A 12362-nucleotide genomic window follows, 5' to 3' on the forward strand; every position below is an offset into this window, starting at 1 on the left:
GATGTTGATCTTTTCTTAGCGGCAGACTATTAAATTATCTGCTTTTTCATTTGCCTTAGACTTCTGGATTGTGCATAAACAAACGTTGTCTGTTTCAAACTATGTATATTATGTTGATAAGGAGTTAAGCTGATGGAACAAGAGTTGTCTTACGGTAGTGATTACAAATTTATTCCGGCGACTTCAATTGGCAGCGGGGTGGGCGTTTCGGTGGCAGCGGATGTGTACTGCCATACTATTCAGATTGTCAATATTTGCTTAGTGGGAGCTCCAGGAGCAAAAGAGTTCGTTTTGGTCGATGCCGGGATGCCCGGTTCCGCCGATGATATCATTGCCTTAACCGAAGAGCGCTATGGCGCCGGTAGCAAGCCGCAGGCAATTGTTTTAACCCATGGACATTTTGACCATGTAGGCGCCATTATTGAATTAGTAAAGCATTGGCAGGTTCCTGTCTATGCTCATGAACTGGAGCTGCCCTTCCTAACCGGGAAAACAAAATATCCCGAACCTGATCCATCTGTGGAGGGGGGAATGGTAGCCAAAATGTCGTTTATGTTTCCTAATGAGCCGATAAATATCGGACACCAGGTGAACCCTCTCCCCGCGGATGGAACGGTTCCGCATCTGTCCGGTTTCCGCTGGATTCATACACCAGGACACTCACCGGGACATGTATCTTTCTTTCGTGAGCAAGATCGGATGTTAATTGCCGGTGACGCCTTTATCACCGTCCGGCAGGATTCATTATATAAGGTCATAATCCAGGAAGAAGAAATAAATGGACCTCCCAGATACCTGACAACGGATTGGCAGGCAGCTTGGGATTCCGTTAAAAAATTGCGGGACTTGCATCCAAGTACTGCCATCACCGGACACGGTGTCCCCATGTCCGGTGAGCCGCTGACAATGGGACTGGAAAGACTCGTCAATGAATTCGCGCAAATCGCCATTCCTGACTACGGAAAATACACTGACAGAAATCCCCATTAAATAAAAACTCGCTGACTGGCGAATCCTTAAGGACGGTTCATGAGGCGTAGTTGAATTTATCCTTTCTTTTTAGCTAAAAAAGGTGTCAGGCACTTTGTGCAATTTCCACATCGTGCCTGACACCCTAATTTCTTTTTTAAACCATGACTTTGCAGATGTTGTTAGTAAATTCTACTGGATCTTCGATTGGAAGACCTTCGATTAAGAGCGCCTGGTTGTACAACAGGCTGGTGTACAACGCCAGCTTCTCTTTGTCGTTGGCAAAAGCATCTTTCAATGATTGGAATACACTGTGATTGACATTGATTTCCAGTACTTTGTCAGCTTTAATGTTTTGATTATTTGGCATCGCATTCAGGACTTTCTCCATTTCAATCGAGACGTCTCCATCCGCCGTTAAGCAAACCGGATGTGATTTCAATCGTTTGGAAACACGAACAGCCTTTACTTTGTCACCAAGGGCAGCCTTCATTGCTTCAAACAATTCTTTGTTTTCAGCTTCTTCAGCTGCAGTTTCCTTAACCGTGTCATCCCCCTCAATCCCTAAATCACCGCTGGATACGGACTTAAATTCCTTGTCCTTGTAGTTCATAATGACTTTAATCGCAAATTCGTCAATATCTTCGGTGAAGTAGAGAATCTCATAGCCTTTATCCGCCACTAATTCCGTTTGTGGCAGTTTTTCAATTCGTTCATTGGTTTCACCGACAGCATAATAAATATATTTTTGCTCTTCCGGCATTCTTGAGACATATTCCTCTAAGGTTACCAACTTCTTCTCTTTCGAAGAATAGAACATCAAAAGATCCTGCAATTCCTCTTTATGCATGCCAAAATCGCTGTAAACCCCAAATTTCAATTGTCTCCCGAAGGATTTGTAGAATTCTACATATTTATCGCGTTCATTTTTTAATAAACTTTGCAATTCACTTTTAATTTTTTTATTGATGTTTTTTGCGATCAGCTTTAATTGACGGTCATGCTGGAGCATTTCTCTGGAGATATTCAGCGATAAATCTTCAGAATCAACCATCCCTTTGACAAAGCTGAAGTAATCAGGAAGCAGGTCGGCGCATTTATTCATAATCAGCACGCCGCTGGAATACAGCTCCAGCCCCTTCTCATATTCCGGGGAATAATAGTCAAACGGAATTTTTTCCGGAATATAGAGAATCGCATTATATCTAACGGCTCCATCTACTTTGATATGGATAGATTTCAGCGGCTTATCAAAGCCGTAACGTTTTTCGGCATAGAAGTTATCGTAATCTTCCTGTGTTAACTCATTTTTATTTTTGCGCCAAATCGGTACCATACTGTTGATAACTTGTTCCTCAACAACTTCCTCGTATTCCTTTTCGCTGCCTTCTTTTAACTTGCTTGTGGTTACATCCATTTTAATAGGGTAGCGGATGAAATCGGAAAACTTTTTAATAATCTCTTTTAAGCGGTACTCTTCAAGATATTCGTCATACTTCTCGTCTTCGGTATTTTCCTTTATTTTTAAAATGACTTCCGTCCCGACGGAATCCTTTTCGCATGGCGTAATCGTGTAGCCTTCCGCACCCTTCGATTCCCACTTATATGCTTCTTCACTGCCTAAAGCCTTGCTGATAACCGTCACCACATCGGCAACCATAAAGGCCGAATAAAAACCAACCCCAAATTGCCCGATAATATCATAGCCATCTTTTAATTCGTTCTCGTTTTTAAATGCCAAAGAGCCGCTCTTGGCAATGGTACCAAGATTATTTTCGAGTTCTTCCCGAGTCATCCCAATCCCGGTATCAATAATTTTCAAGGTTCTGTTGTCTTTATCTGCGACCACTTTTATGTAGTATTGATCTTTATCAAACGTTAAGGAATCATTTGTCAACGCCTTATAGTAAATTTTATCAATTGCGTCGCTGGCATTAGAAATAAGCTCACGTAAAAAGATTTCATGATGAGTATAAATGGAATGAATCATCATGTCTAATATCCGTTTCGACTCTGCTTTAAATTGCTTTGTTTCCATACTGATCTCTCCTTCAATTTTTGACATTGTCATTATAATCGTTAGAAAGGCGTCAAGGCAAACAATTAGCACTCTCCCATCAAGAGTGCTAACCACTATTTTTCATACCACAAATTCAACTCTTAGTCAATTATCAAGTTACGATCGTTTGAGGATTTCGCTTTGACGAAGCCATTTCGTTGCCACCCATTTTTCCCCCTTGAGGACGGGAATACTGCTGTGCACCGACATTCTGTCTACTTGCCCTTTACTGTTTCCATAATGAAAAAAGGCGGCCGCTCCTTTTTTCGGTGTGATCGAGACCCCGGCCTTTGGGAAAATCGTTTCACCGCCTTGAGGGACGTCATTTAAATAGATTAAAACCGTTGCAATCCGCTGACCACCTGTATTCTGATTAATCTTGCTGGCAGGAAAATAATCAAAATGCGGTTTATATTCTTCCCCCACTTTATAATGCAGAACCTGAAGCCCCTCGCCATTTTCGATCGGAAAATTGGTTAATTCTTCGATTCTCTTTTCTATCGTTGCAATGAGCGGCGTCTCACTCAGGCGATAATAAGTACCTGAACTTGTCCGGCCGGGAACCGTTTTTATTTCTCCAGTTGCAGTATCCACCACTCGTGATGGCTTTAAACGATTTTTCGAGAGGGCAATCAATTCATCACACTCTTCTTCACTTAACATATTTTCCAAATAAAGGATAAATGGTTTTTCCACTCGCATTAGGACTTTTATGTCACGGTCGGATGTCGCAATGATGTTTCCTTTTTGACCTATTTCCGGGATTTCATAGATATAAGGCTGCTGTTCACCTGCGAGTGCCTCAACAGGCGTATTATTAACAAGCTTTAACAAGGTTCTATAAACAAAAATCGGGTCAAAACCTTTTTTTATCATGGCATTGGCAATTGCCTCCGGGCTGGCACCAGTTTTCAGCGTATTGGCAATCCAGTCTCGTAACTCCACCGAAATATGGGTTATTTTTTCCATTTATTATCCCCTCTTTTTCAACGTTAGCTTTGAGAATTATTTTATCATAATCTAGAAAAACGTTTTGAAAAAAGCGAACAGAATTATCGCTGCTCGCCTTCGCCGCCATTTTCATCGATTGGCAGGGTCACTTCAATGATTGTTCCCTTCTGATTACTGTGAATTTGGAAAGAACCATTATGATTTTCAATAATTTGCTTGCTGATCATTAGACCTAACCCGGTCCCTCCATCTTTTGTTGAAAAAAAGGGTTGACCAATTCGATCAAGATGCTCCTGGGGAATCCCGCATCCTTCATCAATGAACGTAACTTTCAGTTGTTTTCCTCCATCTGTTTCAACATGGATATTGATTTCCCCGCCATCGGGCATGGCCTCAATCGAATTTTTCAATAAATTGATAAATACTTGCTTCAAATGATTTTCATCACAGCGAACCGGTGGAATATCGGACAAATAATGGATATTGATCTTAATATTAGTCATGATCGCTTGTGTATCAATCAGTGCCTTCACATGTTCCAAGATTTTGCTGAAATCCGTCTGTTTAAATTTTAATTCCTGTGGTCTTGCCAATATGAGTAATTCACTTAGAATCAACTCGATTCGACTCATTTCAGATTTGATGATTTCAAGATAGGAAAGATTGCTATCAGAGTTTGCCTCCAGCAGCTGGAGAAAACCTTTGATCGCCGTCAGCGGATTTCTGATTTCGTGCGCAATCCCAGCCGCAAGCTGACCAGCGACGGATAACTTTTCAGATTGGAGTAGTAATTGTTGTGTTTTTTTCCTCTCCGTAATATCCCGAACAATAATGTGTCGTGCAGGTTCATGTTGAAAAATGGTCGGAATCGCTTTCACTTCGGCGTCAAAACTAGAACCATCATTGCGGATTAGGATTTGTTCAAAAAAACCAACTGGCTTTCCATTTTCAACCTCTTTAATCCGGTTTTTTACCACTTCCATATAAGATGGATGGATAAAATCAAGCATCGTTTTCCCAATCAAATCTGCCTTATTCGATACGCCAAATAATTTTACAGCTGTATCATTGGCAAACAATATATTATCTTTTCCGGAAATGATAACCGCATCCGGGGAGTGTTCCACAATTTCCCGATAAATTTCCTCCCGTTGGCGAATTTCATCAGATATAACTTTTCGTTTTCGTTTTATTTGAGTAATATCTTTAGCAACGCCATAAACGCCGACAATTTCATCATTAATGACGATCGGATAATTGGTAATATTGACATCGAGAATTTTCCCACTTTTATGGTTGATTTGACAATCAAAATTTTGTAATTTTCCTTCCAACGATTTATAAAAGTAAGAAAGTGCCCGGTCTAAATGATCTAATGAAACAATTTTCATATACGTCATTTGCGAGAACTGTTCCTCATTATAGCCAAACAACAGCGAGCATGCAGGATTTAAAGGGATAAAATAGCCGTCTAAATCCATAATATATATGGCATCGGAATCACTGGCAAAGAGCGGGTTGTAGCGGCTCAGTTTTTCTTTGATATAATTTTCTAGTATTTTCCTTTTTTCTTTTTTAATACTTGATATCGAACTGTCCATCTCTCTCTTTAAATTCCTTTCCTGAATACTATGATTAAATATAAACTCGCCGACTGTCGAGTCCGTAATGCGGTTCATGAGGCGTAGTTGAATTTATGCGACATAGGAAGTATAGAATTAAGAATAATTTTATCCTTCCTATTAGCCAAAAAAGCCAAATTAAAAATAGACAAATTTTCTATTTCTAATTTGACTCATGACTAGTGCAAAGTTTGCCTAGCTCATTCTCACCATTTATTACCTTATAGTTTAAATACATTGTTTCTCTTATCCTAATATAATTTTAATCTTAATTGATTTCATTTTCAATATAAGAATTACTTTTATTTTCCATATTATTCATTTATTGATTAGAAATCTGGCTTTCGCATCTACAACCTTTTCAACATATTCGGATTGCTCCAATCATAAAATGGACAAGAAGGCATGTCCTTGGGAGGAATGGATGTGAAAGTAAAGCAACTTAATCAACCAATTTGGGTGGATTTCACGTAACAATGAAAAAACAAATCTTAACTTATTTCTGTTTACTATTTGGTGCCACTTTGCAAGGCATGTCAATGTCCTTGTTTTTGTTTCCTCATTCCATCCCTTCCGGAGGAGCAGCAGGCCTGGCCATTTTAATGAATCATTGGTTTAATTTGTCGCTAGGTTTTTCCTTATGGCTTGCAAATATCGTTTTTCTTTTGTTTGCATTAAAATATTTTGGCTATTCTTGGACGTTTCGAACCATTCTTTCAGTGGCAACCACCTCCACAGTCGTTTCCATTATCACCTCTCACGTTCCCCACATACATGTGCATATTTTGTTCGATTTAGCAGCAGGAGCCGTTCTCTTTGGGGTGGGGGTCGGTTTATTGATTCGGGCAGGAGCATCAAGCGGCGGAATGGTCATCCCGGCGTTGATGATTGCTTCCTATAAACGCTGGAGTCCCGGGAAAGTGATGATGGGAATTAATCTGCTTATTTTTGTTTGTACTGCTATGGTGATCAATTATCAAATCGTCATTTATGCGATCATTTGCCAATTTTTTTCTACCAATATTATCGACTTTATCTATCAGTTAAATTTTCATCAATTATTATTCTTATCTGCAAATTGGCGAAAAAGATAAGGGAGATCCCGATTTAAAGGATCTTCCTTTCTATTAAATATAACATGATCTGCTTTACCGATTGTTCAATTGTCAATTTATTTGTTTCAATCACAATTTCCGCCTGGCGAGGCGCTTCATATGGCGAGGATATGCCGGTAAATTCGGAGATTTCCCCTATTCGCGCCTTTTTATATAAGCCTTTCGGATCCCTTGTTTCGCATACTTCGATGGGGCAATGTAAATAGATCTCGATGAACTCATCCTTAGGAAACATTTTACGGACTAATTCCCGATCCTCAAGGAAAGGAGAAATAAAGGCGGTCAGAACAATTTGTCCGCTGTCAACAAACAGCCTTGCCACTTCGCCAATCCTGCGGATATTTTCTCTGCGGTCTTCTTTGGTAAAACCTAAATCACTGTTTAACCCATGGCGGATATTATCACCATCGAGAACATAACTATTAAATCCTTGAGAAAACAAAGCGTGGTCGACCGCATTGGCTAAAGTGGACTTTCCTGAACCCGATAATCCTGTAAACCATAATACACAGCTTCTATGACCATTCATTTCCTGTCGATTTGTTTTTGTTACTGTAGATTGATGCCAAGTAATATTCTTTCCCATCCATTACACCCTTTTAGTTTTTTGTGTAAATTTCCTTCATCCCTTGAATGAGAATTTCGATAACCTCCGGACGGCTGAACTCCTTTGGGGGCTGTTCTCCATTTGCCAGCATCCCTCTTACCTTCGTTCCGGATAGAATCAGATGAAATTCTCTGCCGTGCGGACATGTTTTTTCCGAAGCCATGTTTTCGCATTTTTTACAGTAAAAGCTGTGTTCAAAAAATAGCGGTTTGATCCCTAGCTCTTCTTCTGTAAAATGACTGAATATTTGTTGGGCGTCATATGTTCCATAATAATTGCCGACTCCGGCATGATCCCTGCCGACAATAAAGTGGGTACAGCCATAATTTTTCCGCACTAAGGCATGAAAGATCGCCTCTCGCGGACCGGCATAGCGCATTGCAGCCGGAAATACCGAGAGAAAAACCCGGTTCTTTGGATAATAGTGATCCAATAATACTTGATAACTTTTCATGCGAATTTCACCCGGAATATCATCAGCCTTTGTTTCTCCCACCAAGGGATTTAAGAATAATCCGTCAACAATCTCTAGTGCTGATTTTTGAATATACTCGTGGGCCCGGTGAACCGGATTGCGGGTTTGAAATCCTACCACGGTATTCCAGCCAAACTCAGCAAACTTTTGCCTTGTGTCAACAGGATCTAAATAGAAGTCGGAAAATTGTCCCTTTTCCGGCCTTTGAATGAGTGTTACCGGTCCGCCCAGATAGACAGCAGGACGTTCGAACAGTTTTTTTACCCCGGGATGGGCCATATCTGTAGTTTGATAGACCATTGCCGCTTCTGTTACTTTATTAGGTGAATATTTTTCGGTTACTTCCATCACACCATAAATTTGATCATGGTCAACCAAATGGACGATTTCACCGATTTCAATTTCCGCTGCCTTTTGTTCAGTTACAGCCAGGGTGATTGGTAATGACCAGGGAAGGCCATTTGCTAATCGCATTTCGTTGACCACCGATTCATAATCCGCTTTTCCCATAAATCCCTCAAGCGGACTATAGGCTCCATTGGCAATCAATTCTAAATCACTAAGTTCAAGGCTATCCATCTCGATATCATGGCGCAAAAAATCGATTGGATACTCGGGGTTGATTCGATTGATCAACTTTCCACCATGTGGAATACTTTTACTCATCCTTTCTCCCTCCCAAGTCAAATGCTGTAATTATAATTGATGTAGACCACATTCTGTTTTTGGATGCCCCGCCCATCTGCCGGCACGAAAATCTGAAGAATTGGTTACCGGCAGGGTGCATGGTGCACAGCCAATACTGGGATACCCTTGGTCATGCAAGGGGTTATAGTCCAGTTCATTTAGTTCGATATAAGACCTAATGTTCTCCCACGTCCAATGAATCAGCGGGCAAATTTTGATGTTATGAAATTTTTCATCTTTATTAATATATTGCGTTTTTTGTCTTGCAGGAGATTGTTCTCTTCTTAGGCCGGATATCCAGGCTTTTTTCTCCTGGAGTATTTCTTTTAACGGCTCAACCTTTCTCAATTGGCAACAAAGATTTGGATTTACTTTCCAAAGTTCCTCCCCATACTCGTGAGCTTGTTCAGCCAGCGAGAATTTGGGCTTAACAATTAGAAACTCAAGAGATGGATAACGTTGTTTCACTTTTTCGATTAAATCGTACGTTTCCGGAAAATGTAATCCGGTATCAAGAAAAAAAATTTTTGCATCTTTTTGAACTTTATGGATTAAATCTAGCAACACAATTCCTTCGGCCCCAAAGCTGCAGGAATACACAATTTCATCTTGATACTCATGAAATGCCCATTTTAATATATCCAAGTAATCCGGATATTGTTTTAAGATTTCTGTTAACCTTTTTTCGTCCCAGTTTTCAAACGTTAATGGTACCGGCATGTTTGTTTCCCTCCTATCCATCTTGGAACGGTACTGTGATGCAATCATTGTTTTCGACTAATACTTTATTCATCCTGTTGATATCGCCGTAACGGGATAGTGAAATAAGCGCTCTGATCCAAGAACCGTGACCAAACACTAATATATTGGAATAGGCCTGATATTTTTTTAAAAATAAGCTAATCCGTTCTTCGAAGTGGTCCATCCGCTCACCTAAAACAAGCACTTTCGGGTTTTCCAGCCATTCATTCCCGAAATCCTCGAAAAGTTTTTCCTTTGATTGGCCTTCAAATCGACCGAAATTCAATTCATCCAATAAATGTTCCGTCTCCGGATGATACCCATAAAGCCGGGCCGTTTGCTGTGTCCTTCTGAGTGTACTGGCCAACACGATATCAAATGGTGAAAGAGATTGGAGAATTTGTTGATTGAAGGCAATCCTCCGCTGATCGGTATCGGAAACATCTGAAATTGGGATATCCCGGCTTCCTTGAAGCCTTTGTTTCCTGTTCCATTCTGTAGGAAGGTGGCGGATTAAAGTAATTCGCATTCAAGGTCCTCCAGATAAAATGTTTCACTTCTTAAACCGCAGCGCTGGGCCTCCAGGACTAACACATCATGAAGCTTTACATTGCCCAGATTGACATTCGGACCGATTTCCTTGATAAAATACATCTGCTGTTTGGCTGTAGGGGCTTCAAAAATGATTTTACTTGAATCGATTTCGTTACAAAGTTCCGCAATTAATTCGGATTTTACATGACCATCGTTTTCATAAATTCCGGAGGTGCCGGAATCCCTTCCTTCGGTAATGACATATTCACAGCCCGCTGCCAATAAACGCTTAATTTCTTCCTTCCATTTGGAAGCAGGCATAATATGATTAGCATCTTTTGAGCCAACCTCGGCGATGACATGAAATTCGTCTATTAAATTAGAAATAATTTCTATTCGTTCCATCAAGGGAATATCAAGCGTTCCATTCGAAATCTCGATCCATTCGATCCCTAATTGATGCAAAAAAGCTTTATATTCCGCCAATTTATTTTGGTGGTAACATTTTTCAAATAAAGTTCCTCCACAATAAGGTTTAACGTCAAACTCTTGATAAAGTTCAACTTTCTTCTTAATATTCGGTGTCACATAGGCTGATCCAACTCCAATTTTCGCCAGGTCAATTAAATGACTATAGTCAGATAAATAATTAAATAGTTCTCCTATCGGCGTGCCTAAATCAATAATCGAGGTTAATCCATGGGCCCTTTTTCCGGAAGTTCTATTTGGCAATGTCAGAAAATCCATAGGAAACCGTTCGCCTCCTTCTTTTTTCTAGGATAGATTATTCAAAAATTGGGTGAAGGTGTAAGGATTAGGCATTTTCCTTATAGATTAGGCATTTGCCTTGTATAAACTTTCTTCCCATTTCAAAAGCTAAAAAAGCTTACTTTTACAGTTAGGGGTGTACATTCATTGCCAAAGCAAAAAAAGAAAGGCTTGACCATTTTCGCCATCAGCTCCATTCCGCTTATTCTTGTTTTGGGAAACTCAATGTTGATCCCAATTCTGCCTAAAATGAAATCTGAGCTGGATATTTCCCAATTTAAAGTCAGTCTCGTCATTTCCGCTTTCTCGATTGCAGCGGCTATTGCCATCCCAGTTTTAGGTTATTTATCGGACCGTTTTTCAAGGAAAGCCGTTATCATACCGGCACTCATTTTATATGGCAGTGGCGGGCTTCTGGCTGGTGCGGCCGCGGCATGGTTCGGCAATTCCTACTTATGGATTCTGGCCGGAAGGATTATGCAAGGGATTGGTGCAGCGGGAACGGCACCAATTGCCATGGCCTTGACGGGCGATTTATTTAAAGGTGGAGAGCAAAGCAAGGTCTTGGGGTTGGTCGAGGCCTCCAATGGAATCGGGAAAGTCATCAGCCCGATTATTGGATCACTGTTAGCACTTTTATTTTGGTACGCGGCCTTTTTTGCTTTCCCAATTTTTTGCTTAATTTCTGTCTTATTAACAATCTTTTTTATTAAAGAAAAGAAGGCGGAAAAAGAACCTCCGCCTGTCGGAAAATATGTGAAAGGGCTTGTCTCTGTTTTTAAAACGGAGGGCCGCTGGTTGTTTGCCGCCTATTTGACGGGAGCCACCTGTTTATTTACACTATTTGGGATTTTATTTTACATTTCTGATATTCTCGAGAAAGATTATAAAATCGATGGATTGTTAAAAGGGGCGATTCTGGCGATACCGTTATTATTTATGACCACCACTTCCTACATAACCGGAAGCAAAATTGGGAAAAAAATGATGCTGATGAAATCATTAATCATCTTTGGTCTGCTTTTAATGACGACCTCATTTGCCTGTTTGATCTTTTTTAAAAAATTGATCCCGTTTTTTGCGGTTCTCGTCGTCAGCAGTATTGGAACAGGCCTTGTCCTGCCATGTATTAATAGTTTTATTACCGGTTCAGTTCCTACCGACCGCCGCGGTTTTGTGACTTCCTTGTACGGATCTGTTCGATTTTTGGGTGTGGCCATCGGCCCGCCAATTTTTAGTAAGTTAATGGACTGGTCGCGACCAGGAATGTTTTTGACAACAGCCGGATTAACCTTATTATGTGGGTTACTCTGCATGGTACTAATCAAGGTGGCAAAAAAGAAGCCCACTAAAGAAAATGATTCACTATTTGAAAAACTGCAATTTACCTAGAAAAGCGCAGGCGCCTCGGAGCGGCCCGCTTGAACATGATAAAGGAGTAGATTGACATGCAGATTTATTTTTCTCCTGAAATAATTACACCGGAATATCAAGTATTAAATGTTGTGGATACAAAGAATAAAGGTGTCGGCAATGTGGCGTTTCTGTTTGCCGAAAAAAAATTATACGTGTATGGCATTTTGGAGGATGAAGAAGTAGGCGCTGATTTCCGGGATTTGGTCACTCCCTATATTAAAGGATTGGCCAAGGCCAAACCCGATCTTGATATTTTTGCCTGCTTATATGTTGGCTGTAAAAAAATCAAATTAAATGAGGAAGAGGAAAATTCCTAGGTTTGAAAAAGCTGCCTTCAAGGCGGGTTACCTCTTGGATTGAGGGCTTTTTTTAAAAAATTGGGCTAACAAGGCGTTTGACCACTTCATATTTTATTGAT

12 protein-coding genes are annotated in these 12362 nt (G+C 40.3%); 4 read left to right on the forward strand and 8 right to left on the reverse strand.

All coding sequences use genetic code 11. The features are described from left to right. Positions 1-132 precede the first annotated feature (132 nt). Positions 133-990: an MBL fold metallo-hydrolase gene (locus RCG24_RS07265; protein ID WP_308078753.1), complete on the forward strand. Its 858-nt coding sequence runs from the start codon at positions 133-135 to the stop codon at positions 988-990. Positions 991-1126: 136 nt separating this feature from the next. On the opposite strand, the gene htpG is transcribed toward RCG24_RS07265, so the two are convergent. The 3 genes from htpG to RCG24_RS07280 form a co-directional block, all read right to left on the reverse strand. After that, positions 1127-3007: a molecular chaperone HtpG gene (gene htpG / locus RCG24_RS07270; RefSeq protein WP_308078754.1), complete on the reverse strand. Its 1881-nt coding sequence runs from the start codon at positions 3005-3007 to the stop codon at positions 1127-1129. A gap of 138 nt (positions 3008-3145) precedes the next feature. Next, positions 3146-3997, reverse strand: a complete 852-nt coding sequence (locus tag RCG24_RS07275) for a 2OG-Fe(II) oxygenase (RefSeq protein ID WP_308078755.1) — start codon at positions 3995-3997, stop codon at positions 3146-3148. An 83-nt stretch (positions 3998-4080) separates the two neighbouring features. Further along, positions 4081-5658, reverse strand: a complete 1578-nt coding sequence (locus tag RCG24_RS07280; RefSeq protein WP_308078756.1) for a PAS domain-containing sensor histidine kinase — start codon at positions 5656-5658, stop codon at positions 4081-4083. 419 nt (positions 5659-6077) lie between these two features. Here RCG24_RS07280 and RCG24_RS07285 point away from each other — a divergent pair, with 419 nt between their 5' ends. After that, positions 6078-6695: a YitT family protein gene (locus RCG24_RS07285; protein WP_308078757.1), complete on the forward strand. Its 618-nt coding sequence runs from the start codon at positions 6078-6080 to the stop codon at positions 6693-6695. 13 nt (positions 6696-6708) lie between these two features. On the opposite strand, the gene cysC is transcribed toward RCG24_RS07285, so the two are convergent. From cysC to RCG24_RS07310, 5 genes are read right to left on the reverse strand one after another with little or no spacing between them, the layout of a single operon-like run. Beyond that, positions 6709-7302, reverse strand: coding sequence for an adenylyl-sulfate kinase (gene cysC, locus RCG24_RS07290; RefSeq protein WP_308078758.1), 594 nt, complete (start codon positions 7300-7302; stop codon positions 6709-6711). A 13-nt stretch (positions 7303-7315) separates the two neighbouring features. Then, on the reverse strand, positions 7316-8464 hold the full coding sequence (gene sat / locus RCG24_RS07295; protein ID WP_308078759.1) for a sulfate adenylyltransferase: 1149 nt from the start codon (positions 8462-8464) through the stop codon (positions 7316-7318). A 30-nt stretch (positions 8465-8494) separates the two neighbouring features. Further along, the gene (locus tag RCG24_RS07300) at positions 8495-9205 is read right to left on the reverse strand and encodes a phosphoadenylyl-sulfate reductase (RefSeq protein WP_308078760.1); all 711 of its coding nucleotides are present in this window, start codon (positions 9203-9205) and stop codon (positions 8495-8497) included. A gap of 13 nt (positions 9206-9218) precedes the next feature. Further along, a complete protein-coding gene (locus RCG24_RS07305; RefSeq protein WP_308078761.1) occupies positions 9219-9755 on the reverse strand; it encodes a histidine phosphatase family protein in 537 nt (178 codons plus the stop codon). Continuing rightward, entirely contained in the window at positions 9740-10507 is a 768-nt protein-coding gene (locus RCG24_RS07310) for a phosphosulfolactate synthase (RefSeq protein WP_308078762.1), read from the reverse strand. The genes RCG24_RS07305 and RCG24_RS07310 overlap by 16 nt, the downstream gene beginning before the upstream one ends. Before the next feature lie 168 nt (positions 10508-10675). Between RCG24_RS07310 and RCG24_RS07315 the strand changes: the two genes are divergently transcribed. Both RCG24_RS07315 and RCG24_RS07320 read left to right on the forward strand, forming a co-directional pair. Then, a complete protein-coding gene (locus RCG24_RS07315) occupies positions 10676-11920 on the forward strand; it encodes an MFS transporter (protein WP_308078763.1) in 1245 nt (414 codons plus the stop codon). A 56-nt stretch (positions 11921-11976) separates the two neighbouring features. Further along, on the forward strand, positions 11977-12261 hold the full coding sequence (locus RCG24_RS07320) for a hypothetical protein (RefSeq protein ID WP_308078764.1): 285 nt from the start codon (positions 11977-11979) through the stop codon (positions 12259-12261). Positions 12262-12362: the final 101 nt, after the last annotated feature.

Origin of the sequence: Neobacillus sp. OS1-32 (genome assembly GCF_030915425.1) — a bacterium.
Classification (GTDB): Bacteria; Bacillota; Bacilli; order Bacillales; family Cytobacillaceae; genus Neobacillus; species Neobacillus paridis.